Below are 23,877 nucleotides of genomic sequence, written 5' to 3' on the forward strand. Positions count from 1 at the left end.
TCCTCCAGAGGACAACATTCCACCGTGGGACATCCATTCGCCCGATGACGGGGCATGGAAAAAATCTGTGGCTCTACTGCACAAAGGTCAAATGAGGACGCTGACCCACGCAGATGAACGCTGATTCGAGAGATTCTCTCCTGCGCTTCTTTGCGCCTTTGCGCCCTTGCGTTCAAAAAAACGCCCTTTTTGCAGTGGAGCCATCGAGGAGCCATAGATCAGACCAATGATAAGGAGGAACCAACCATGGCCAAGGCACGCTTTGAGCACATGAAGGGGGTGTTCGGCCTTCTGCCCACCCCGTACGATGAAAATCTGGAGATCCACACGCCGGATCTGCGGGCCGCTGCCGACTTCTGCTGCCGCAGCGGGCAACACGGCATCGTCTGGCCGGTGATGGTGGGCGAGTTCTACCTGCTGGGCGAGGAGGAGCGGATCCGCAACCTGGATGCCATCCTGGAAGAGGTCAACGGGCGGCTGCCGGTTATCTTTGGCTGTTCGGGCGTCTCCATCCCCCAGGTGGTGTTGTTTGCCCGGGCTGCCCAGAAGGCCGGGGCGGACGCGGTCATCGCCATGGCCCCGGCGCGGACCAACGCGGCCATGGCCATGGACATGTACCGCCGTATCGCCCAGGTCTTCGACGGCCCCATTGTGGTGCAGAATCACCACGAGTACGCCCCCTTGACCGGTGAGCAGATTGCATCCCTGGTGGAGGAGATCCCCCAGATCCAGTACATCAAGGAAGAGCGCATGCCCGGCCCCAAGCACATTGCCGAGGTGGCCCGCCTGGTGGGGGATCGGGTGAAGACCATCTTCGGCGGCGCCGCGGGCAAGTTTCTGCCCGACGAATATCGCAGGGGCGCCAACGGCTGCATGCCTGCCTGTGAAATCGCGGACCTGCTGGCCAAGGTGATGGAGCTGTTGTGGGCCGGCAAGGAAGAGGAGGCCCGGGAGCTCCACCGGCGGCTCCTGCCCCTGATCATTCTGGAAAACCACCCTTTCATGCGCTACATCCTGAAGCGGCGGGGCGTCTTCACCTCCACCGTGGAGCGGGTGCCTGCCGGTCCCCGTGCCCTGGACGCCGACGACAGGCGGGAGATCTCCATCCTGTTGAAGGCCATCGAACAGGACATAGACGCCTATCCCTTTGGCCCCGAGTAGGGGCGGGTACCCTACCCGTCCGGTGAAGGGTCGATTTGAACCATGCCCTCGTACCTGTTGCGGCTTGCGTGCGCCGATTTGTTGTGTAATCCTTGAAAGTGTGCCTATAATAGCCAGTCGCACAGGCGTTGAGGCATGATTGCCGGCCGTCAGGGCCGGTACAGTTCGAGGACAATATCGTTTCATGACCAAACTAGTCATCGTAGAATCCCCGACCAAAGCCCGCACCATCCGCAACTTCCTCCCCCAGGAATACCGGGTGGAGGCGAGTATGGGCCACATCCGGGATCTGCCCGCCTCGGCCAGCGAAATTCCGCCGGCCTACAAAGGCGAGCCCTGGTCCCGGTTGGGGGTAGACGTGGAGCACGACTTCAAGCCCCTGTACGTGGTCCCCAGCGAGAAGAAAAAGGTGGTCACCCAGCTACGCAAGCTCCTGAAGGAGGCGGATGAGCTGATCCTGGCCACCGACGAAGACCGGGAGGGCGAGAGCATCGGCTGGCATCTGACCCAGGTGCTCAAGCCCAAGGTGCCCGTCCACCGCATGGTCTTTCATGAAATCACCCGGGAAGCCATTCTGCAGGCCTTGCAGCAGACCCGGGACATCGACCTGAACCTGGTTCGCGCCCAGGAAGCCCGGCGCATCCTGGATCGGCTGGTGGGCTACACGGTCTCCCCTCTCCTGTGGAAGAAGATTGCCCCCCGGCTTTCGGCCGGCCGCGTCCAGAGCGTGGCCGTGCGCCTGTTGGTCCAGCGGGAGCGGGAACGCCGGGCCTTCCGGGCCGGCACCTACTGGGATCTGAAGGCTTTGCTCAACAAGCGGCCTGACAGCCCGGCCCATCGGTTTGAAGCCCAGCTGGTTTCGGTGGGCGGAGTCCGGGTGGCCAGTGGCCGCGACTTCGATGAAGCCACCGGCCAGATCGCCGAAGGCAAGGAGGTCCTCCTGCTGGATCAGGCCGCCGCGGAGGCTCTGCGGGAACGGCTGCTCCAGGGCGTGTGGCGGGTCACCGGGGTGGAAAGCCGGGAAGTTGAGCGCTCTCCTGCGCCCCCGTTTACCACCAGCACCCTGCAGCAGGAGGCCAACCGCAAGCTGGGCCTGAGCGCCAAAGAGACCATGCGCATCGCCCAGTCCCTTTACGAGAACGGCTACATCACCTACATGCGGACCGATTCTGTCCACCTAAGCGACCAGGCCATCCAGGCGGCCCGGCGCCGGGTTTCGGAACTCTACGGGCAGGAATATCTGACCCGCCAGCCCCGGCGCTATCGAACCCAATCCAAGAGCGCCCAGGAAGCCCACGAGGCCATCCGCCCGGCCGGCGACCAGATGCTGCCCGCCGATCAGCTCCCCATTTCGGGGATGGAACGGCGCCTCTACGAGCTCATCTGGATGCGGACCGTGGCCACCCAGATGGCCAACGCCCGGCTGCGCTTTACCACGGTCACCGTGGAGGTGGACGACGCCGTCTTTCGGGCCAGCGGCCGCCAGGTGCTCTTTCCGGGCTTTTTCCGGGCCTACGTGGAAGGGTCGGACGACCCCGAGGCCGCGCTGGAGAATCAGGAGGCACCCCTGCCCGAGCTGGCAGTGGGCGAAGAGGTGGATTGTCGGGAGTTGGAGGCTGTGGGCCACGAGACCAAGCCGCCGGCCCGCTACACCGAGGCCACCCTGGTCAAGGCATTGGAGGCCGAAGGCATCGGGCGCCCCAGCACCTACGCCACCATCATCGACACCATCCTGCAGCGGGGGTATGCCTTCAAGCAGCGCAAGGAGCTGGTGCCCACTTTCACCGCCTTTGCGGTGACCGCGCTGCTGGAGGAGCATTTCTTTGACCTAGTGGACCTGAACTTCACCGCCAACATGGAGCAGACCCTGGACGACATTGCCGCGGGGGAAAAGGATTGGCTGGAATACCTGCGCCAGTTCTACCTGGGCGAGAATGGGCTGGAGAATCAGGTCAAGACCAAAGAGGCCAACATCGATCCCCGCACGGCCAGCGCCGTCAACCTGGACGACCTCCACGCCGAGGTGCGCATCGGCCAGTTCGGACCCTACGTGGCCAGGGAGACCAACGGCGACCGGGTGACGGCGGGCCTGCCGCCCGACCTGCCGCCTGCGGATCTCTCCGACGAGCTGGTGGAGCAGCTCCTCACCCAGAAGAGCGATGGGCCCCACCAGCTGGGTACGGACCCGGAGAGCGGCCTGCCCGTCTATCTGAAGGCAGGTCCCTACGGACCCTATGTTCAGCTGGGGGATGATGACAACGGCAAGGGGAAACCCAAGCGGGTCGGCCTGCTCAAGGGCATGGAGCCAGAGCAGGTGGACCTGGAGCTGGCCCTGAAGCTGTTGAGCCTCCCCCGGACCCTGGGCAATCATCCCGAGACCGGCAAGCCGGTTCAGGCCGGGGTCGGCCGCTTCGGACCGTATGTGGTGCACGACGGCAAGTTTGCCAGCATCAAACCGCCGGACCACGTGTTGACCATCGAGTTGCCCCGGGCGCTAGAGCTCCTTGCCCAGGCATCCACCCGCCGGGGACGGGGCAGCCAGCAGGTGATCAAAGAGCTGGGGGAGCACCCCGACGGTGGCGTGGTGCAGGTGCTGGAGGGGCGCTATGGTCCCTACGTCAAACACAAGCGCACCAACGCCACCATTCCCAAGGATGTGGATCCGGCAGAGGTAACCCTGGAACAGGCGCTGGAATGGCTGGCCGCCAAAAAGGCCAGCAAGAAGAAGACGACGAGAAGTCGCCGGAAGTCGTAGCCAACGGTCGACAGAATCGATCTAGAGACGATCCAGGGCCTGCTCCAGGTCATCCAGCAGGTCCTGGGTGTCTTCGATGCCCAGGCAGAGGCGCACCAGTTCGTCCCGGATTCCCAGGGCCTGGCATTCTTCGGGCGACAGATCGTTGTAGCCCAGGACAGCGATGGGGCTGACCAGACTTTCCACGCCGCCCAGGCTGGGGCCCACCGTGGGAATCTTGAGCCCATCGATGAAGCGGTGGGCCATGGCGCCATCCCCATCAATTTCAAAGGTCACCACGCCGCCGAATCCCCGCATGGTGGATCGGGCGATCTCATGATCCGGATGATCGTCCAGGCCAGGGTACCAGACCTTGCGTACCTTGGGGTGCCCGGCCAGGAAGCGGGCCACCGCCAGGCCGTTGGCGTTCTGGCGCTCCACCCGCAGGGCCAGGGTCTTCAGCCCCCGCAGGATCAGGTAGGCCGCGTGGGGGTCGACGATACAGCCCAGCATGTTGTGGGCCTGACGCAGGGGCGTCATCAGGTCGTGGCTGCCGATGACCGCACCGGCCATGACATCGTTGTGGCCGGCCAGGTATTTGGTCACGCTATGAACGACCAGGTCGATGCCGTAGTCCAGGGCCCGCAGGTTCATGGGCGTGGCGAAGGTGGTATCCACCACCGTCTTGACCTGGTGGCGGTGGCCGATCTCGGCCAGGCGGGCCAGGTCGGCGCAGCGCATGAAGGGGTTGGTGGGGGATTCGGTGAAGATGACCCGGGTGTTGGGGCGGATGGCGGCCTCAATGGCCTGACAGTCGCCGCAGGGCACCACCGTGGTCTCGATGCCGTAGCGGGCCAGAAACTTCTGGCAGTAGGCCAGGGTGGTGTGGTAGCAGTCATCGGTCATGATCAGGTGGTCGCCGCTGTTCATCAGCAGGAGCAGGGTGCTGGTGACCGCCGCCATCCCGCTGCTGACCAGCATGGCTTCCTGCCCCCCCTCCAGCTCGGCCAGCTTGGCCTCCACGGCCCGCACGGTGGGATTGCCGTAGCGGCCATACTCCTCCCGCAACGGCTCATCCCAGAACATCCGCTCTTCCATATACTCCACCAGGGCCTGGCTGTCCCGGAAGGTGTAGACTGCCGTCTGGACGATGGGGACGGTGAGGCTGTCGTGGGCGCGGTAACGGCGCTCCCCGGCGTGGACGGCCTGGGTGGAGTTGGGGTATCGGGTTTCCGGACGGCCCGACGTCATGCCGTTCTGGCTGGCGGCTGGCAGCTCTGTATCGGTTGAACGCAGATCAGCGGACATGGGATCCTCCCTCGAGCATCTTAATTTGAACCCCTCAAATCTGGCCCAGCATAACACCGACGCCGGACATCTGTAAAATGATCGGGCTCGAAAGTGGGTTGGGCCAGCCGGGGGTGAATGCGCGCAAACAGCAGGTCAAAACCTATCGAAGCAGCCCCTTATATGGTATTATATGGTATAACTTTGCATTGCCTTTGAGCAAGCTGGATGCTGTAATTCCTGACGGCCGAGTGGCCAGACGCTTGCTTTGTCACAAAACGGGAATGTCGCAGAACGAGAGCGGTCGACAGGCCGCTCTCGGGCAACCTGTGCTCCCACATGAACGACCCAACGTCCCTTGCCGTCGGGCAGAGGAACGATTTTATTTTGGGCGACCTTCGCCCGGTTTGTCTACAGAGAATTGGAACGCAAGAGGAGAAACCATGTCCACTTCTGTTGAAGCAGATGTACTTTCCTCCCAGGCTGCCAGCGCCATCGAACCCAGCCACCTGCCCAACGAGACCCTCACCCAGATGTACCGCACCATGTTCTTGATCCGGCGGGTGGAGGAGTCCCTGTTGGAACTGGCCGAGTCGGGTAAGATCGGCGGCGCCATGCACACAGCCATCGGCCATGAAGGTAACGCGGTGGGCGCGGCTGCGGCCCTGCGGCGAGAAGACTACCTCACCTGCACCTACCGGGGCCACCACCACGCCCTGGCCCGGGGCATGGATCCGAAACAGGCCATCGCCGAGGTGTTGGGGCGCCGGGACGGCTTTGCCAAGGGGAAGGGCGGCTCCATGCACTTCATCCAGCCGGAGCTGGGCCTGATGGGCGCCAATGGCATCGTGGCAGCCCAGGTCCCCCATGCAGCCGGCATGGCCCTGGCGGCCAAGATCCGGGGCGAGGACCGCATCGCCATCACCTTCTTCGGCGACGGCGCCATGTACCAGGGGGTCATGCACGAGACCTTCAACATGGCCCAGAAGTGGCGCCTGCCCATCATCTTCTACTGCGAGAACAACCGCTATTCGGAGATGACGCCCATTTCCCGCACATCTTCGGTGCGGGAGCTCTACAAATTTCCCCAGGCCTACGGCATGGAGAGCCTGCAGATCGACGGCAACGATGTGGAAATCGTCCACGCCGCGGTGAGCCAGGCCGCGGCCCGGGCCCGGGCCGGCGAAGGCCCCACTTTCATCGAGGGCCTCACCTACCGGCTGGCCGGCCATATGGCCGGTGACCTGGAAACCTACCGCACACCGGAGGAGATCGACGCCCAGCGGGCCCATGAACCCCTGGTGGTCCTCCAAAACCGGCTGCTGGAACGGGGAGTGGACGAAAAGGTCCTGGCCGATATCCGGGCCGAGGTCGAGGAAGAGGTGGCCGCCGCGGTGGAGTTCGCCCAGAACAGCCCGTGGCCCGATCCGGCCGAGGCGTATACCGACGTCTTTGCCCTTTAACCGAGGCTGGCGTCAACCCACCCCGGTTGACCCGCCTGTCGCGCCGATTCACTGTCGCGCCGATTCAGCAGAGAGAGAAGCATCATGCGAAAGACGACGTACATCCAAGCGATTAACGAAGCCCTGCGGGAAGAGATGCGCCGGGACGAGAGCGTGTTCCTCATCGGCGAGGACGTGGGCCATTACGGTGGTCTCTTCCGGGTGACCCGCAACTTGCTGGACGAGTTCGGGGAAACCCGAGTCATCGACACCCCCATCAGCGAACAGGGCTTCATGGGCATGGCCATCGGCGCCGCCATGGTGGGCATGCGCCCCATCGTGGAGCTCATGTACATGGACTTCATCCTGGTCTGCGCCGATCAGGTGCTGAACCAGGGCGCCAAGATGCACTACATGTCCGGCGGCCTGGTCAAGGTGCCCATGGTCATCCGGGGCCAGCAGGGCGGGGGCAAGCGCTACGGCTCCCAGCACAGCCAGTGCATCGACAGCCTGGTGGCCCATTTCCCCGGCATCAAGGTGGTGGCCCCGGCCACACCCTACGACGCCAAGGGGCTGTTGATCTCCGCCATCCGGGATAACAACCCGGTGCTCTATCTGGAGCACAAAATGCTCTACTTCACCCGGGGCGAACTGCCCGACGTGGGGGAGGAAGTGATCGTGCCCATCGGCAAGGCGGACGTCAAGCGAGAAGGCAGCGATCTCACCCTGGTCACCTTTGGCTACTGCCTGCTCCAGGCCCTGGAAGCGGCCGAGGAGCTGGCCGAGGAGCACGGCATCGACATCGAAGTGGTGGACCTGCGTACCATCGTCCCCCTGGACATGGAGACCGTCCTGGCTTCGGTGGCCAAAACGGGGCGCCTCCTGGCTGTCCACGAGTCCCAGGCCAACTGTGGCATCGGCGGCGAAATTGTGGCCCGGGTCTATGAAGAAGCCCCGCACCTGCTCCAGGCCCCGGCCCGCCGGCTGGGCATGGCTCCTGTCTCCATTCCCGTCTCTCAAACCCTGGAAGAGGAGATCCTGCCCTGGAAGCGCAACATCAAAGCGGCTGTCCTGGAGATGTGGCGCCAGCCGGTGGCGGCCTGACGTGCCGCCCCATCCCGGCGGTCCCTCTAGTACTCCTGTCACGCACCCTTGCGTGATCTACGTCTGCCGGGGTTTACTGGTAAATCCCGGCAGAAATTCGCCGATGGTTTCCACCAGAGGGAGTGCGCCCAGAGGGCACCCGGAATTTCTGCCGTGGTATTTACGCCAGACTGCACGAGTGAGGCAACCTGTACATCATAGCGAGGAAACTTCATGGCGATAGAAGTCAAGCTCCCCGACATGGGAGAAGGTACGGAAGAGGTCACCATCAGCCGTTGGCTGGTCCAGGAGGGAGATGAGGTCCAGGAAGGGGACATCCTGCTGGAAGTGGCCACGGATAAGGTGGACACCGAGGTGCCGGCACCGGCCAGCGGCAAGGTGTTGAAGCTGAACTATGCCGAAGGGGAACTGGTGCCGGTGGACGCGGTGCTGGCCGTCCTCGGCGAGGAAGGGGAAGAGGTCTCCGCTGCGCCTGCTGCCCCCGCGGCCGAGGAGGCTGAAGAGGCCGAAGAAGCGCCTGCCGAGCCCGAGGCTGCGGCGCCCACCGCTGCCAGAAACGGGCAGAGCGTCAAGGCCTCGCCTGTGGCCAAGCGGGTGGCGGCCGAAAAGGGCATCGCCCTGGACACGGTGCCGGGTACCGGCCCGGGTGGTCGCATCACCAAGGAAGATGTGCTGGCCTCGGCCGATGGCAGCCGGCGCCAGGTGCCGGCCGGGGGCGAGCCCTTGCCTGGTGAACTGGCCGACGTGGCCTCCCTGCCGGTACGGCGGCTGGCCGCTGAATACAACATCGATCTGGAGGAAATAGCCGGCGGCCGTCCCCTGAGCAGCCTGACCAAGTATGACGTCCTCAGCGCTGTGGCCAGCCGGGAAGCGGGCCACCCGGTGACCGTGGAGCCTGCCTATCCGTTGACCCCGCCGGCCCGGCCCAGCGCGGCGCCGTCCACGGCCCCTGCCGCGCCGGCCCCCGCCAAGGCTGCCCCTGCTGCGGCCCCTGCGGCCGAAAAGGCAGCGCCGGCCCAGCTCGGCCCGGGCGAGGAACTGGTCAAGCACAGCCGCATGCGCCTGGCCATCGCCCGCAACACCAGCGCCAGCCTCTTCACCGCCCCCCACGTCACCACCATGTGGGACGTGGACATGTCCGCCGTGCTGGCCCACCGCAAGGCCCACAAGGACGAGTTTGCCCGGGCTGGGGTCAACCTGACCATCACCGCCTACCTGATCGAGGCCATCGTGGCCGGCCTCAAGGCGGTGCCCGCGGCCAACGCCACCTGGACCGACGAGGGCGTGATCATCAAGCGCTACTACAACATCGGCATGGCCGTGGCCCTGCCGCCGGACGAATACGGCATGGGCGGCCTGATCGTGCCGGTCATCAAGAACGCCGGCGAGCTCAACCTCATGGGCATCGCCCGCCGGGTCAACGAACTGGCCGAAAAGGCCCGCAAGGGGCAGCTCAGCCAGGAAGACCTGCAGGGCGGCACCTTCACCCTCAGCAACTACGGCACCTCTGGCAGCCGCTTCCAGACGCCCGTGATCGTCCAGCCCCAGGTGGGCATCCTGGGCGTGGGTGCCATCGAAAAGCGGCCCGTGGTGGTCAGCCAGGGGCATCCGCTGGAAGCCAATACCGGCGACTACCTGGCCTTCCTGCCCATGACCACCCTGGGCTTCAGCTACGACCACCGGGTGTTGGACGGCGCCACGGCGGACGCCTTCTGCGCGGCGGTCAAGAAGGCGCTGGAAAGTTACGGCCAATAACCGTCGGGGCGGGTCCCAGGACCCGCCCCTTTTGCATTTCCCACGACCCGCCCCTTACGCGTCCCGGTGCAGCAGCGTCTCCGCCAGCTGCCAGAGTACGGACCCTTGCACACTTCGCCCCAGCCCTTCTTCCAGGGCCTGGCGGGCCTGCCCGTGGTGATGGGCCACCTGTTCGACCGCGTAGGCCCGGCTGCCGGCCTGGGCCAGCAGTTCCATGGCGATAGGCACCTGTTCTTCTGTGGGCGCATCTGCAAAGAGGGCCTGTAATTGGGCACCCACGGCCGGGCTGTTCAGCCCATGGAGCAAGGGCAGGCTCTTCTTCCGCCGCAGGATGTCGTTGCCGGCCGCCTTGCCGGTCACCGCGGGATCCCCCCAAATGCCCAGGATGTCGTCCTGGATCTGAAAAGCCAGGCCCAACGCCTGGCCGAAGCGGCCCAGCGCCTCCTGCTGCGCCGGTGATGCCCCTCCCAGCAGCGCCCCAATCTGCACGCTGGCCCGGATCAGCGCGGCCGTCTTCCCCTGGATCATGCGCAGGTAGTCTGCCACCGTCACCTGCTCCCGCTGTTCGAAATCGATGTCCAGGTGCTGCCCCTCGGTGAGGGCCAGGCAGGTCTGGGTGAACAGATCCAGCGCCGCCAGCACCTGTCCGGCCGGGACACCCCGGCGGGAGAGGCGTTGTACGCCGGCAAAGGCCAGGGCGAACATGGCATCGCCTACATTGATGGCCTGGGGAATCCCCCACAGCTTCCAGACCGTGGGCCGGTGACGGCGGGTTTCGTCGCCATCTTCCACGTCGTCGTGGATCAGCGAGAAGTTGTGGAGAATTTCAATGCCCGCTGCAGCCGGCAACGCCTGAGATGGGTCCCCGCCCACTTCGGCACAGGCCAGCAGGCAGAGGATGGGCCGGAGCCGTTTGCCGGCCGGCGCGGCATAAGGCTGGAAGTGCTCATCCACCCAGCCCATGTGGTAGTGCATCATCCCGTAATGGCCGGCCACCGCCTCCTCCGGGCTGTGGAGGATGGCCCGGAGTTCCTCTTCCAATTGCGGCAGCCAATAGCCCACGAAGCGACCCAGATCCTCCTGCTTCACAGTTTCTCTCCTTCTGGCTGTTGCACCAGCACCCCGGGCTGGCGCAGGGCGGCAATGTTGGCAGCACCGCTGCAGAACATGGCGATGCGCATTTCGGTTTCCAGGATCTCCATCTCCTCGATCACCGCTTCCACCGATTCCACGGCCCGCTTCAAGAAGGGCGAGGCCAGGCCCACCAGGTCGGCGCCCAGGGCCACACATTTGGCGATGTCCTGGCCCGAGCGGATGCCGCCACTGGCAAACAGGGCCACATCCTCCCGGCCCATCTCCGCGCGCACTTGCCGCACGGCCAGGAGGCTATCCGCGGTGGGAATGCCCCAGTCGGCGAAGGAGGCGGCCAACCGCCGCAGCCGCTCGGTGGGCGCGCGGTGCATCTCCACCTGGCTCCAGGAAGTGCCCCCGGCGCCGGCCACGTCGATGGCGCGAATGCCGGCATCGATCAGGCGCCGCGCCGTCTGGGCGCTGATGCCCCAACCCACTTCCTTGGCCACGACCGGCACCGGCAGGGCGCGGCAGACGGCTTCGATCTGGCGCAGGAGGCCCCGCCACCGGGTGTCCCCCTCGGCCTGGAGCACTTCCTGCAAGGGGTTCAGGTGGAGGATCAGGGCGTCTGCCTCCACCATCTCTACGGCCCGGCGGCAGTGCTCCACCGTGTAGCCATAGTTGAGCTGAATGGCTCCCAGGTTGGCAAAGAGGAAGAGGCCTGGCGCCACATCCCGGACCCGGAAGGTTTCGGCGGTGTTGGCCTGTTCCAGGCCGGCCCGCTGGCTGCCCAGGCCCATGGCCAGCCCCCGGGCCTGGGCTGCCTGGGCCAACACCCGGTTGATGCGACCGGCTTCTGGCGTGCCCCCTGTCATGGAGCTGACCAGAATGGGGGCGGAGAGCCGCCTGCCGAAGACTTCCACGTGCAGATCCACTTCGTCCAGGTCCAGTTCTGGCAAGGCCTGGTGTACAAAGCGAAACCGTTCCAGCCCCGTGGTCAACTGTGGGAATTGGACATCTTCCTCCAGGTTAATGCGGATGTGATCCGCCTTGCGGGTTTCAATGCTCAAGATGTCCCCCTTGGATATTGCGCTTGGTTGGCCATCTTTCCCCCAATTTTCTTTCAATTCAGCGTACTGTTTTGCCCAATTTTGCGTCAAACCTGTCAACAGGATGGCGCTCAGTTCGGGTTGAGTATCGGGAAAGGAGTCAATTTCGGCATGAATTTTAGGATTTTGGCGTAACTATTCGTTGGCTTCTACGTCATGGTAAGCGAATCAGGGCAGCCGACGGCCCTTGTGGAGCCCCAGATCGGGGCGGGTTAGACCCACCGCCGGCGGTCAAATTGTAACCGAAGTCCAGCATTTCAGACAGTTTCAAGGTTTTTCCTTCGTTATCAACAGAGGCATTTCAAAACAGAGGCTTTTCAAGCATTTCAAGGGCATAGGAAAGGAGAACTCTATGTTTCCGAACGACGTTGGCAGAGGCCGTCCCTCCCCTGGGGTTTGGCTCTTTGCGACCCTCTCCATGGCAGTCGCCCTCCTGGCCGTGTTGATCTACGCCACGACGACCACCGCGTTGGCCCAGGGCGGCGTCATCGGCGGTACCGCCAGTGGCGATTTCTGCATCGAGGGCCTGGTCATCAACCATGAGGAAGAGCCCCTGGCTGGCTGGGTTATCACCCTGACCAATGGCTCGGTCCTGACCACCACCTCCGCACCCAAGCCGGACGAGGGCGACGACGACGCCCTGGGCGAAGGCGAGTTTGAGTTCCTGGACCTGGCGCCGGGTACCTATACCGCCACCATCCAGCTCCAGCCCGGGTGGGAGCCGGTCACCCCGGACACCTTCCAGATTCGCATCCGCGAGGGGCGGGATGGCTGCGTGCGCATTCGCTTCAAGGTGCGCCAGATTGTGGAGGTGACGGTCTACAAGATCGATGCCAACCACAACCCGCTGCCCAACTGGAACATCGAGGCCCGACCTGGCCCCGGCAACTTCTTCGCCGAGCCTGTGGATGGGGACACGGACAGCGACGGCAAGGTGGTCTTCCACCTGACGCCGGGCGAGTGGATCTTCCAGGAGCGCCCGCCGCAGCCGGAAGATGACATGAACAAGGTCCAGTTCATGCCCGTGGTGCCGCCCACCGGCCGCCAGACCCTGGACGTCCAGCCCCTGGGTGAGGAAGATCCGCCCTACATCATCGTCTTCAAGAACGAAATCGTGAACGACGGCTGTGTGGTGATCCGCAAGTTCGGTCTGATCGACGTGGGCGAAGAAGGCCAACTCCCCGGCTTTGCCACCCAGACCAACACCTATGAGAACGGCTCCGATCCTCGTTACGGCTTTGGCGCCGGCGGTTGGGGCTTCAAGCTCCTGCGCAAGGATGGCACCGTGGCCCGCAAGGGCGTGACCGATGCAGAAGGCTGGCTGCGCTTCGAGAACCTCCCCTACGGCCCCTACACCGTGGTGGAAGAGGAGCGGCCGGGCTGGACCAACTTCACCGTGACCCAGCAGGACATCAACGTCACCAGTGGTGAGTGCATCTACGTGCCCTTCGAGAACGAGCAGGACGACAGCGGCTTCTGCATCGAAGGCCGCAAGGTGGACGCCAACGGCGGCTACGGTATCCCCGGCTGGAAGATCACGGCCACCCCGCTGACCCCTGGCGGCTACGAGCCGGATGCTGTCTACACCGACGGCCTGGGTGAGTTCAAGATCTCCTTCCCGCGGAACGACTACCGGGTGCCAGGCGCCACCTACGAAGTCTGTGAGGAAGATCAGGATGGCTGGCTGCCCCACACGCCCAAATGCCAGCGGGTGACCCTGCCCGAGTGGCCCGGCGCCTGTGTCCAGCTCGAGGACTTCGTCAACCAGCAGGTGGGCCACTCCGAGAGCCAGAAGTACGACAAGGGCAAGATGGATTGGGACATGGGCAAAGGCTGCAGCAGCGTCTACGTGGCCAAGAAGGGTGATGGTCTCTTCGCCATCGGCGCCAAGTTCGGTGTCCCCGCCCAGGCCATGATCGATGCGAATCCCTGGATTCGCCAGCAGCCCAACTACTGGCTCTACGCCGGTCAGAAGGTCTGCATTCCGTAACCATCTGCACGAACTTGCCTCCTGGCCGGCATGGAGGACTCCATAGCCGCCCTGCCGGCCGGAACGATCCCACCCTCCATATCTCTCCATGCGCCAGGGGCGACATCCAAAACGGGTGTCGCCCCTGGCCCCTTCTGTTTCCGCTTTGGCGCGGATGTGGGTTAGAATCAACCCATGCACATCGGCGTTTTGACCCACAACTATCCCCGTTTTCCGGGGGATTTTAGCGGAACCTTTGTGGAAGCCCTCTGCCAGGAACTGGCCGCCCAGCAACAGCAGGTCACCGTGTGGGCACCCTATGACCAGGCCTACCGGCGGCCCCTGGATGGCCCGGTCTCCCTCCGCCTGTACCGGTACGCCTGGCCGGAGCGACTCCATCGCCTGGGCTACATGCGTACCATGCAGTCGGACCTGGCCCTGCGCCTGGAGGCCTACCTCCTCAGTCCGGCCCTCTTCGCCGCCGGCATCGCCACCGTCCTCCGGGAGGCCCGTCGGCTACGGCCCCATGTGCTGCACGCCCACTGGATCCTGCCCAACGGTTTCATCGGGGCCGTGGTCAGCCGTCGGCTCGGGATTCCCCTGGTGGTCTCGGTGCCCGGCTCCGACGCGCTGGTGGCCGGGCAGAATCCCCTCTTCCGCTCCATGGCCCGCTTCACCTTCCGCCAGGCTCGCCTCCTGACCGCCAACAGCGAATCCCTGCGGGACAGTGTGGTGGCCCTGGGGGCCGACCCAGGCCGCTTTGACCTGATCATCTACGGCACCGACCCCCAGGCCCTCCAGCCCGACACCACCGGCGTGGCCCAATTGCGCCAGCGCCTGGGCATCGACGAAGGGAGCCAGGTCCTGCTCTGCGTCGGGCGGATGGTGCCCAAAAAAGGCTTCGACTACCTCCTGCGGGCCCTGGCCGAACCGCCTCTGCAGGAAGCGGACGTAGTGGCCGTCATGGTGGGCGACGGCGACGACCGGCCGGCCTGGCAGCGGCTGGCCGTGGAGCTGGGCGTGGAGGGCAGGGTGCGCTGGGTAGGCCCGGTGCCCAAGGACGAGATCGGCGTCTACTACAACCTGGCGGACGTGTTGGTCATGCCCTCGGTGAGTCGGCCCGCCGACGGGCTCAACGTCTGCGTCCTGGACGCCATGAGCTGCGGCAAGCCGGTGGTGGGCTCCAATGTGGCGGGCAATCCTCTGGCTGTGGTGGATGGCCAGACGGGCTACATCGTACCCGAGCAGGACGCCGCTGCCCTGGCCCAGGCCCTGGCCCGTCTGGTGGCGGACGAGGAACTGCGCCGGCGCATGGGCGCGGCCGCCCGGGCTCGTATCGAGAACGAGTTGGGCTGGCCCCACCTGGCCCGCCGCTACATCCACCACTTTGCCCGGCTCAGCGGCACAGAAGAGAAATCGGGCTAAATCTGTATCCATTTGTAAAACCTGTGGTTTCTGCAGTGGAGCAACCTTGAATTATCTGGATTTTTACGCAGATAAACGCATCCTCATCACCGGCGGACTGGGCTTCATCGGCTCCAATCTGGCCCGCCGCCTGGTGGACCTGGGCGCCCGGGTGACCCTGGTGGATTCCCTCATCCCCGACTACGGCGGTAACCTCTTCAACATTGCCGGCTACGAGGAGCGCCTGCGGGTAAACATCGCCGATGTGCGGGATCCATACTCCATGCGCGCGCTGGTCAAAGGCCAGGACCTGCTCTTCAACCTGGCCGGCCAGGTCAGCCACCTGGATTCCATGCTGGATCCCTTCACCGACCTGGAGATCAACGCCCGCAGCCAGCTTTCTATCCTGGAGGCCTGCCGCCACGAGAACCCGGCCATCAAGGTGATCTACGCCGGCACCCGCCAGCAGTACGGCAAGCCCCAATATCTTCCCCTGGACGAGGAGCATCGCCAGCAACCCACGGACGTCAACGGCGTCAACAAACTGGCCGGCGAGTGGTACCACATCGTCTACCACCGGGCCTACGACCTGCGCACCGCTTCCCTGCGCCTGACCAACACCTACGGCCCCCGCCAGCTCATGAAGCACAACCGCCAGGGCTTCATCGCCTGGTTTGTCCGCCTGGCCGTGGAGGGACGGGAGATCCCCATCTACGGCGATGGCCAACAGCTGCGGGATCTCTGCTACGTGGACGATGTGGTGGATGCCTTCCTGCGGGCAGGGGCCTCGGAGGCGGTGAACGGTCGGGTCTTTAACCTGGGCGGCCAGGAGCCAGTCTCCCTGTTAGACCTGGCCCGGCTCATCATCGAGATCGCCGGACGAGGAAGCATCCGCCTGGTACCGTGGCCCGAGGATCGCCGTCGCATCGACATCGGCGACGTCTACTCCAGCTACGCCCGCATCCAGGAGACCCTGGGCTGGCAGCCTACCACCGATCTGCGGACCGGTCTGACGCGTATGATTCAATACTACCAGGAGCACTGGCGTCACTACTGGTAGTTGGAATGGCAGGGGGGAGATGAAGATGGCTGTGACTTTTTCAGGCAGGGGCGACTATGGCAATCGCTGAACCCATTCCCCTGGTGGATCTTCGGGCCCAGTACCTGGCCCTGAAGGACGAAATCGATGCCGCCGTGGCCCGGGTATTGGACAGCGGCTGGTACATCCTGGGACAAGAGGTGCGCGCCTTTGAGGCCGAGTTCGCCGCCTTTTGCCAGCCGCCGGACGGGGCGGCGCCTGGCTGTGTGGCCGTGAATTCCGGCACGGACGCCCTGCACCTGGCCCTGCGGGCCTGTGGCGTGCAGCCGGGCGACCAGGTCATCACCGTCTCCCACACCGCGGTGGCCACCGCGGCCGCCATCCAACTGGCCGGCGCCACGCCGGTCTTTGTGGACGTGGATCCGGAGACCTGCACCCTGGATCCCAAGGCCCTGGCCGACGCTGTGGGGCCCCAAACTCGGGCCATCGTACCGGTTCATCTCTATGGCCACCCGGCCGACCTGGCACCCATCCTGGCCATCGCCCGGGAGGCCGGCATCCCCGTCATCGAAGATTGCGCCCAGGCCCACGGCGCCCAGTACCGGGGGCGGCCCGTGGGGACGTGGGGCGACCTGGGCTGTTTCTCCTTCTACCCCACCAAAAACCTGGGCGCGCTGGGGGATGGCGGCGCGGTGATCGGCCGGGATCCGGAGCTGGTGGAACGGGTGCGCCTGCTCCGGGAGTATGGCTGGACGCCATCCAGCCGCTACGTCTCCCAGGTGCCCGGCCTGAACAGCCGCCTGGATGAGATCCAGGCGGCCATCCTGCGGGTGAAGCTGCGCCATCTGCGGGCCTGGAACGAGAAGCGCCGGGAGCTGGCTGCCCACTACCGGACCCACCTGCCGGCCTGGGTTCATCGGCCCGTGGAGCGGCCGGATTCCACCCACGTCTACCACCTCTACGTGGTGCGGGTGCCCCAGCGAGATCGGGTGCAACAACATCTGCGGGCGAAGGGCATCGGCACGGGCATCCACTACCCGGTGCCTGTACATCAGCAGCCCGCCTACCAGGCCGGTGCGCAGGTAGCTCATCCCCTGGTTCACACCGAGCGGCTGGCCGGCGAAATTTTATCCCTGCCCATGCACCCCATGATGACCCCGACCCAGGTGGAGCAGGTGGCAACCGCCCTGGCGGATGCCCTTCCCACAATCCAGTCGTAGTCCTTGCCGTGGCTGCTGTATCCCTGGCTCGTCTGCTGCGAAAACTCCTGGACGCCCTGGACATCTACCGGGCGGCCCTGGTGATGGGCGTGCTTCTGTACGTCTGGATCTTCACCCATCTGGCCTGGGCACAGCATGCGGGCCTGCGTACCCACAAAGCCGACCTGGGTCAGATCGACCAGGCCGTCTGGAACAGCAGCCGGGGGCGCTTTGTGGAGAGCACTGACTATGGGTTTATCGCCAGCCGCCTGACCGACCATGTGGAGCCCATCCTGGCCCTGATCAGCCCCATCTACTGGGTGTGGGATGACGTGCGGGCCCTACTCCTGTTGCAGGTGCTCTTCGTGGCGGTGGGGGCCTGGCCGGTCTACGAGCTGGCCCTGCGCCAGCTGGATGCCCTGCTTTCCCCTGACCGTGGCGCCCGCATCTGGCATCTGGAGCCCCTGCGCCGCCTCACTCGCCCCCTGGCCCTGAGCCTGGCCATGGCCTACCTGCTGGCCCCCCAACTGCAGTCGGCCGTGTTGACCGAGTTCCACGCCGCGCCCCTGGCCGCGCCGTTCATCCTGTGGGCCTTCTGGGCTGTGGAGCGGGGACGCTGGTACCAGTTTGTCCTGGCTGCCCTGCTGGTGGCTTCGGTGAAGGAGGAGATGGCCCTGCTGGCGGCCGGGCTGGGGGCGTGGGCTGTGTGGCGGCTGCTGCTGAGGCGTTGGTCGGGCGCGGCTGCCCGGGGCACAACCGTTTCCTGGATTGCCCTGGCCAGCGCCCTGGGAGTGATGGTCCTCTCCCTGGCCTGGTTTTACCTGGCCACCTTCGTCATTGTCCCGGCCCACGCGGCCACGGTCTATGGCGTAGCCGCCAGCAGCTACTTTCAGCGCTATGGCGCCCTGGGCGACTCGCCGGCCGACATCCTCCGGAGCTTTTTCACCCGCCCAGAGCTGGTCTGGCAGATCGCCACCGAGCCGGCCCGCCTGGCCTACCTGCGGGGGCTGCTGGCCCCCTTCGGCTTCCTGGCCCTGCTGGCGCCGGAGATCCTGCTTCTCTCCGCGCCCCTGCTCCTGGCAAACCTGTTGAGCGCCTACCCCGCCCAATACTACGGCGAATTCCACTACAGCGCGCCCCTGGTGCCATATGTGGCAGTGGCTGCCGCGTATGGGCTGGGCCGCCTCTGGCGGATCCTGGGGCGCAGGCTGGATCGCCGCTCGGCGGACTTCCAGCATCTACCGGCGGCCAGCCCCCTGGTCATGGCGCTGATGGCCTTCTGGCGCAACTCCCGCCTGACCCTGCGGCCTCTGCTGGCCACGCTTCTCTGCCTGTGGATCCTGGGGTGGGCCCTGGCGACCTATGGCCAGGCCGGCCGTGGCCCCCTGGGCGGACGCTACGACCCCACGCCCATCACCACCCACGCCCGTTTGCTCAGTCGCTTCCTGGCCCAGATTCCGGCCGACGCGGCGGTGACCGCCACCGCCGCGGTCCATCCCCATCTCAGCCACCGTCGCTTCGTCTACCAGTTCCCCATCGGCCTGGAACCGCCGAGCCCAGAGGGCTCCCGGGCGGAGTGGGCCCTGCTGGATGTGACCACCGCCACGGACATGGCGCCGGGCGATGTCAAAGCCCGGGTGGAGGCCATGCTGGCAGGGGAGTGGGGCGTGGTGGATGGCGCCGATGGATACCTGCTCCTGCGCAAGGGCGACCCGGACAAGCAGATCCCCAACGCCTTCTACGACTTCGCCCGGGCGCCGCGCCCGTCCGGGGACCTCCCCCTGGACACAAGCCGGCTGACCCTGGTCTCGGTGGCGGCCCGGGATTGGCCTCGCTGGCGCCAGACAACCCTGGAGCTGCGCTGGTACGTGGGGCCCGATTTTGACCCCGCGGCCTGGCCCGACCTGCCCCAGCTGGAGGTGTGGACGCCAGCCGGCGACCGGGTGTACACCTTGAGCGACGCGCTGCCGCCGGCCCTGGTCTGGTACCCGCCGGATCGATGGCGGCCGGGGGAGACGGTGCGGGTGACCACCCTGCCCCTGTACCTGCCCCGGAGTTGGGGCGTGGTGATTCCGCCGTCCGAGGCAGTGGCCATTGTTCCCAGCCTGGCGCTGGCCCAGTCGACCGAAGGCACCCTGGTGGCCGCCTACCGGCGGATGCCGGGCGAGGGGCTGGTGGGGCTATCCAAAGCGGAGGTGGAAAGCGAGGCGCCCGAGGCGCTGCTGGCAACCCTGTTCGGTGAGCCCCAGGCGGCCGACAGCGTGACCTTCCAGGCAGGCGATGGGCGCCTGCAGGCCTGGGCCTGGTTGGAGGAAGGACCCGTCTGGCCCGGGCGGGACATCCACCTCTGGATCCAGTGGCGGGGGCAACGTTGGCCGGATGGCTACACCGTCTTCGTCCACGTGCGTCGGGCGGGAGAGACAGTCGCCCAGGCCGATGGTCCGCCCCGCCTGGTGGTTCCCCTGGCCGCCGCGGAGCTGTTGCCCCGTCAGGGGTTCCTGCACGACTGGCGGGCCGTTCCCTTGCCGGCCCACGTCCAGGCGGGGGAACGGTTACAGGTGGTCGTGGGCCTCTACGATCCCGTCCAGGGGGGGCGGGCTATGCTGGCATTGCCTGATGGCCAGAGGGTGGATGCGTGGGTAGTGGGAGAGATCCAGGTAGAGGCCCCGCCGATGCCCGATCAGGCCTGTGCCCTGATCCCGGCCACCTGTGCCAGCCAGTAGCGACTGGTAAATCCCGGCAGAAATTCGGCGGCACTCCCTCTGGTGGAAACTATCGCCGAATTTCTGCTGTGGCATTTCCGTCAGACTGTACCAGGCGCATCAGGTCCGACGACGCCGGGCCATCAGGTAGAGGACCCGGCTGTGCCAGGGGACCGTCTGGTTGAGGAGTTGTCGCTGGAAGAGTTCCCGCACCCGGGCGATTTCCTCTGGGGTGAGCCGGGCTGACAGATGCGCGGCGTAGCTGGGGCGGCCCGTTTCCCCCGCCGTGAACCAGCGGTTCAACACACCTGGCGTCACCCGCACCTCGCCCGTCTCTTCCTCTTCCCGTAGCTCCACGGCAAAACCGGTTGCTTCCCAAAGGCCCGCCAGATCGGCGGCATCCCAGTTCACCAGGGGATCGTCCGGGCGGGCGTAGATGGCCTCTTCGGCCTCCTCCAGGCGCCGGGCCAGCCCTGGCTCCAGCTCTGACAGGTCGACCAGCCTGTACAGGCGCTGGGTGTGGCGGGGGATGCGCTCGGCCAGGCTGACGGTGCCCTCTGCCGCCAGCCGCTCCGCCAGCAGGGCCACAGCCTGGGCTTTATCGGCCTGATCCAGCAGGCCGTTGTAGCCCACGATGGCGTCAAAGCGCAGGGCCGGTTCATCGGCCAGCAGCTGGGGAAGCTGGCCCACATCGCCTGTCAGGATCTGGGGCCGCTCCACGGGATCCAGGTGGGCTGCCTGTTGCTGGAGTGCGGCGGCGTCCTCGGGCCGGCGGGCCAGCGCGTAGACGCCGCCCTCTGGCGTCCGCCGCACGGCCTCCCAGGTGAGCAGGCCGCTGCCTGCCCGGATGTCCAGCACTACACTGTGCCGGGCCAGCCCGGCTGCATCCAGGACCCGATCGCGTAGGTGGCCCAACCGGGCGCCTGCGCTGGAGATGGTGCGCTGCAGCCAGCGTTCCCGGGCCGGATCCCGGGCGGAGAAGGTGAGCATCTCCAGGGGCGCTCCGCCCTGGTCCACCTCCAGCATGGCCGCCAGTTGCGCCTCCCGCCGTCGGGCCACGGTGGCGCGGATGTGGGCCTCGTAACCCTGGTCTGATGGCTGGTAGAAGACCTTGCCCTGGAGGGAGCTGGGCAGATACTGTTGGGCCACCCAGTGGTCCCGGTAGGCGTGGGGGTAGAGGTAGCCCTCCCCATGGCCGAAGCCCTCCGCGTCCCGGCTGCTGTCTCGCAGGTGTCGGGGCACGCCGCTGTCGGCCTCCTGCTCCACGGTGGCCAGGGCGTCGAAGAAGGCCATGGTGCTGTTGGACTTGGGCGCGGTGGCCAGGTAGAGGGCTGCCTGGGCCAGGTGGAAGCGACCCTCGGGCAGGCCCACCTGCTCAAAGGCGTTGGCGCAGGCCACCACCACCTGGATGGCGTTGGGATCGGCCAGGCCCACGTCCTCGCTGGCGAAAATGAGCATGCGCCGGAAGATGAAGCGGGGAGACTCGCCGGCATAGACCATGCGGGCCATCCAGTAGAGCGCGGCGTCGGGGTCGCTGCCCCGCAGGCTCTTGATGAAGGCGCTGATGGTGTCGAAATGGTAATCGCCTTCTTTGTCGTAGAGCACGGCCCGGCGCTGGATGGATTCCTCGGCGATCTCCAGGGTGATGTGGATGGTGCCGTCTGGGCCGGGCTCTGTGGTCTCCACGGCCAGCTCCAGCGCGTTGAGCACCCCCCGGGCATCACCGTTGGCCACGTCCACCAGATGCGCCAGCGCGTCGTCGTCCAGGCGGACCCGAAGCTGGCCGTAGCCCCGCTCCGGGTCTGTCAGGGCCTGGCGCACGATGGCGCGGAGATGTTCCGGCCCCAGGGGCGTCAGTTGAAAGATACGGCTGCGGCTGACCAGCGCCTTGTTGACCTCGAAGTAGGGGTTTTCCGTGGTGGCGCCGATGAAGATGACAGTGCCGTTTTCCACCCAGGGCAGGAGCGCGTCCTGCTGAGCTTTGTTGAAGCGGTGTACCTCGTCCACAAAGAGGATGGTGCGCTGGCCGTGGAGGGTAGCCCGCTCCTGGGCTTCGGCGATGGCCTCCCGGATCTCCTTCACGCCGGAAAGCACCGCGTTGAGGGCGATGAAGTGGGCCCGGGTGGTGTTGGCGATCACCTGGGCCAGGGTGGTCTTGCCGGTGCCGGGCGGCCCGTAGAAGATGAGGCTGCCCAGCTGGTCGGCCTGGATGGCCCGGCGCAACAGCCGACCCGGCCCCACGATGTGTTCCTGGCCGACGAATTCGTCCAGGGTGCGAGGGCGCATCCGGGCGGCCAGGGGGGCTTCTTTTTTTTGCCGTTCCTGGTAGGCGTGGTCGAACAGATCCATGGTTGAGCCGTTCCATCTGGACTGGGCCAGATTGGGTAGAGCGTGATGCGTAAAACGTAAAACTCGGTGTACGTTTTACGCATCACGTTTTACGCTGCCGGCTTACGCTGCCGGCAAGTCCAGCTCTGCCAGCACCGGCCGGTGATCCGACGCTTCCTGGCCGGTGGGCTCCTGCCAGATGGTGCAAGACCGGACGGCCGAGGCCAGGGGCCTGCTGACGAAGATGTAGTCGATGCGCATGGGCAGGTCGGCGCTGGGAATGTAGGTCTGCTGTCCAGGCTGGCCGCAGCGTTGATAGGCATCCACGTAGCCGGCCTTTTCCATCTGGGCAATGACCTGGGGCCCTTTGTCGCCGTCAAACAGGTGCCGGGTTTCGGGGTGATCTCGCAGCCCTGCCGCCAGCGCCGGGCACTGCTCCATGTCCCACGGGCTGAGCGCGTTGAAGTCGCCCACCACCAGGTGGGGGCGGTTGCGGTCGCGCACGGTCCAGGAGCGCAGAGCCCGGAGCTGGACGAGCCGGGCCTCCTCGTCGGTGTGATCCAGGTGGGTGACGTAGACGGTCAGCGCCTGGCCATTGGGCAGCAGGATGCGTCCCTCCAGCAGGCCCCGTTGCTCCTTGCCCTCCACGGGGGTCAGGTGGTGGGCTGCGCTGGCGATGATGGGCCAGCGGCTGAGCAGGGCGTTGCCGTAGGCATCGGCCGGGAGGTTATCCTGCACCGGCCAGCGCAGGCAGGGCCCGAAGACGAACGACATACCCAATTCTGCAGCCAGGGCTTCCAGGGCCGGCCGGCTCTCTGCGCCCACACGCCGGGGATAGAAGACCTCGTTGAGGCCCACGATGTCGGCCTGGGTGGCTGCGATGACCTGGAGCACCCGATCTAAGTTGGGCTGACCGTCGGCTGTGCGCCAGCCGTGGATGTTGTAAGTGAGGACTCGCATGGAATTGTTGCGCTATGGGTTCGCCAGTAATGGGTTTGCTAGACGGACGAGCCGCCACTGCCGGTTTCGATCCGCTTCCAGGCAGTGACCACCGCCACGGTGATGATGGCCGCGCCGACCAGCTCGGCAATGGCCTGGGGGATGATGGGCACCACCGCTGGCAAGGTCAGGTAGCCCCGGATGATGGCCATGCCCAGGACCAGCACCGTGTTGGTCAGGGTGCCCACCACGCCGGCCAGGATCAGCGCCCAATATTCGCTGCGCCCCTTGAGGGAGGCGTAGGTGTAGTAGGCGGTGACGCCGATGAAGAGGCGGGGCAGGATGGAGACCAGCGGGTCCTTAAAGAGGGGCGAAGTGGCCTGCAGGAAGCTGAAGAGGCCAAAGATGCCCCCCACCAGCAGGCCCACCACCGGCCCTTCCATGACGCCGCCGATGATGGCGGGCACGTGCATGATGGTCATGTTGCCCGACAGGTTCGGGACCGGGATGAAGCCCAGGCGGGTCACGCCCAACAGGATGGCAATGGCCGCCAGGATGCCGGTGATCACAATGCGCCGTACCGATAGCAAATGGGTTGTCTGGGTGGTTTGCATGGGTTCCCCTCCTGAGTGAA

Annotated in this window: 16 protein-coding genes; 10 read left to right on the forward strand and 6 right to left on the reverse strand. The window is 65.7% G+C overall.

The features are described from left to right. Positions 1–246: 246 nt before the first annotated feature. Positions 247–1,161, forward strand: coding sequence for a dihydrodipicolinate synthase family protein (locus tag FKZ61_RS22220; protein ID WP_141612345.1), 915 nt, complete (start codon positions 247–249; stop codon positions 1,159–1,161). Positions 1,162–1,345: 184 nt separating this feature from the next. Then, positions 1,346–3,916, forward strand: a complete 2,571-nt coding sequence (gene topA, locus FKZ61_RS22225) for a type I DNA topoisomerase (protein ID WP_141612346.1) — start codon at positions 1,346–1,348, stop codon at positions 3,914–3,916. A gap of 21 nt (positions 3,917–3,937) precedes the next feature. Here the strand turns inward: topA and FKZ61_RS22230 are convergent, their stop codons facing one another. Next, the gene (locus FKZ61_RS22230; protein ID WP_229964363.1) at positions 3,938–5,203 is read right to left on the reverse strand and encodes a trans-sulfuration enzyme family protein; all 1,266 of its coding nucleotides are present in this window, start codon (positions 5,201–5,203) and stop codon (positions 3,938–3,940) included. A gap of 422 nt (positions 5,204–5,625) precedes the next feature. On the opposite strand from FKZ61_RS22230, the gene FKZ61_RS22235 reads away from it, so the two are divergent. From FKZ61_RS22235 to FKZ61_RS22245, 3 genes are all read left to right on the forward strand, one after another. Beyond that, positions 5,626–6,645 carry a thiamine pyrophosphate-dependent dehydrogenase E1 component subunit alpha gene (locus tag FKZ61_RS22235; protein ID WP_211358693.1) on the forward strand — a complete coding sequence of 340 codons (1,020 nt, stop codon included), beginning with the start codon at positions 5,626–5,628 and terminating at the stop codon, positions 6,643–6,645. Positions 6,646–6,729: 84 nt separating this feature from the next. Beyond that, complete coding sequence (locus FKZ61_RS22240; protein ID WP_141612347.1) at positions 6,730–7,728, forward strand: alpha-ketoacid dehydrogenase subunit beta; 999 nt, start codon at positions 6,730–6,732, stop codon at positions 7,726–7,728. Positions 7,729–7,941: 213 nt separating this feature from the next. Next, entirely contained in the window at positions 7,942–9,483 is a 1,542-nt protein-coding gene (locus FKZ61_RS22245; protein WP_141612348.1) for a dihydrolipoamide acetyltransferase family protein, read from the forward strand. Positions 9,484–9,537: 54 nt separating this feature from the next. Here the strand turns inward: FKZ61_RS22245 and FKZ61_RS22250 are convergent, their stop codons facing one another. Continuing rightward, the gene (locus FKZ61_RS22250) at positions 9,538–10,572 is read right to left on the reverse strand and encodes a polyprenyl synthetase family protein (RefSeq protein ID WP_141612349.1); all 1,035 of its coding nucleotides are present in this window, start codon (positions 10,570–10,572) and stop codon (positions 9,538–9,540) included. Further along, complete coding sequence (fni, locus tag FKZ61_RS22255; RefSeq protein ID WP_141612350.1) at positions 10,569–11,624, reverse strand: type 2 isopentenyl-diphosphate Delta-isomerase; 1,056 nt, start codon at positions 11,622–11,624, stop codon at positions 10,569–10,571. The genes FKZ61_RS22250 and fni overlap by 4 nt, the downstream gene beginning before the upstream one ends. 391 nt (positions 11,625–12,015) lie before the next feature. Between fni and FKZ61_RS22260 the strand changes: the two genes are divergently transcribed. The 5 genes from FKZ61_RS22260 to FKZ61_RS22280 all read left to right on the forward strand — a co-directional run bounded on the left by FKZ61_RS22260 (position 12,016) and on the right by FKZ61_RS22280 (position 19,997). Then, entirely contained in the window at positions 12,016–13,653 is a 1,638-nt protein-coding gene (locus FKZ61_RS22260) for a SpaA isopeptide-forming pilin-related protein (RefSeq protein ID WP_141612351.1), read from the forward strand. A 174-nt stretch (positions 13,654–13,827) separates the two neighbouring features. Continuing rightward, positions 13,828–15,057 (forward strand): glycosyltransferase, encoded by a 1,230-nt coding sequence (locus FKZ61_RS22265; protein ID WP_141612352.1) that lies wholly within the window; start codon positions 13,828–13,830, stop codon positions 15,055–15,057. Positions 15,058–15,103: 46 nt separating this feature from the next. Beyond that, positions 15,104–16,096 carry an NAD-dependent epimerase/dehydratase family protein gene (locus tag FKZ61_RS22270; protein WP_141612353.1) on the forward strand — a complete coding sequence of 331 codons (993 nt, stop codon included), beginning with the start codon at positions 15,104–15,106 and terminating at the stop codon, positions 16,094–16,096. A gap of 56 nt (positions 16,097–16,152) precedes the next feature. Continuing rightward, on the forward strand, positions 16,153–17,295 hold the full coding sequence (locus FKZ61_RS22275; protein ID WP_141612354.1) for a DegT/DnrJ/EryC1/StrS family aminotransferase: 1,143 nt from the start codon (positions 16,153–16,155) through the stop codon (positions 17,293–17,295). 8 nt (positions 17,296–17,303) lie between these two features. Beyond that, positions 17,304–19,997 (forward strand): DUF2079 domain-containing protein, encoded by a 2,694-nt coding sequence (locus tag FKZ61_RS22280; protein ID WP_141612355.1) that lies wholly within the window; start codon positions 17,304–17,306, stop codon positions 19,995–19,997. 99 nt (positions 19,998–20,096) lie between these two features. Here the strand turns inward: FKZ61_RS22280 and FKZ61_RS22285 are convergent, their stop codons facing one another. The 3 genes from FKZ61_RS22285 to FKZ61_RS22295 form a co-directional block, all read right to left on the reverse strand. Beyond that, on the reverse strand, positions 20,097–22,325 hold the full coding sequence (locus FKZ61_RS22285) for an AAA family ATPase (protein WP_141612356.1): 2,229 nt from the start codon (positions 22,323–22,325) through the stop codon (positions 20,097–20,099). 102 nt (positions 22,326–22,427) lie between these two features. Then, the gene (locus FKZ61_RS22290; RefSeq protein WP_141612357.1) at positions 22,428–23,264 is read right to left on the reverse strand and encodes an endonuclease/exonuclease/phosphatase family protein; all 837 of its coding nucleotides are present in this window, start codon (positions 23,262–23,264) and stop codon (positions 22,428–22,430) included. A gap of 38 nt (positions 23,265–23,302) precedes the next feature. Next, the gene (locus FKZ61_RS22295; protein ID WP_141612358.1) at positions 23,303–23,857 is read right to left on the reverse strand and encodes an ECF transporter S component; all 555 of its coding nucleotides are present in this window, start codon (positions 23,855–23,857) and stop codon (positions 23,303–23,305) included. Positions 23,858–23,877 lie beyond the last annotated feature (20 nt).

Source organism: Litorilinea aerophila, from assembly GCF_006569185.2.
Taxonomy (GTDB): Bacteria; Chloroflexota; Anaerolineae; order Caldilineales; family Caldilineaceae; genus Litorilinea; species Litorilinea aerophila.

Coding starts and splice junctions, on each gene's coding strand:
- FKZ61_RS22220 (WP_141612345.1), top strand. CDS start 247: ATGGCCAAGGCACGCTTTGAGCACATGAAGGGGGTGTTCGGCCTTCTG.
- topA (WP_141612346.1), top strand. CDS start 1,346: ATGACCAAACTAGTCATCGTAGAATCCCCGACCAAAGCCCGCACCATC.
- FKZ61_RS22230 (WP_229964363.1), bottom strand. CDS start 5,203: ATGTCCGCTGATCTGCGTTCAACCGATACAGAGCTGCCAGCCGCCAGC.
- FKZ61_RS22235 (WP_211358693.1), top strand. CDS start 5,626: ATGTCCACTTCTGTTGAAGCAGATGTACTTTCCTCCCAGGCTGCCAGC.
- FKZ61_RS22240 (WP_141612347.1), top strand. CDS start 6,730: ATGCGAAAGACGACGTACATCCAAGCGATTAACGAAGCCCTGCGGGAA.
- FKZ61_RS22245 (WP_141612348.1), top strand. CDS start 7,942: ATGGCGATAGAAGTCAAGCTCCCCGACATGGGAGAAGGTACGGAAGAG.
- FKZ61_RS22260 (WP_141612351.1), top strand. CDS start 12,016: ATGTTTCCGAACGACGTTGGCAGAGGCCGTCCCTCCCCTGGGGTTTGG.
- FKZ61_RS22265 (WP_141612352.1), top strand. CDS start 13,828: ATGCACATCGGCGTTTTGACCCACAACTATCCCCGTTTTCCGGGGGAT.
- FKZ61_RS22275 (WP_141612354.1), top strand. CDS start 16,153: ATGGCAATCGCTGAACCCATTCCCCTGGTGGATCTTCGGGCCCAGTAC.
- FKZ61_RS22285 (WP_141612356.1), bottom strand. CDS start 22,325: ATGGATCTGTTCGACCACGCCTACCAGGAACGGCAAAAAAAAGAAGCC.
- FKZ61_RS22290 (WP_141612357.1), bottom strand. CDS start 23,264: ATGCGAGTCCTCACTTACAACATCCACGGCTGGCGCACAGCCGACGGT.
- FKZ61_RS22295 (WP_141612358.1), bottom strand. CDS start 23,857: ATGCAAACCACCCAGACAACCCATTTGCTATCGGTACGGCGCATTGTG.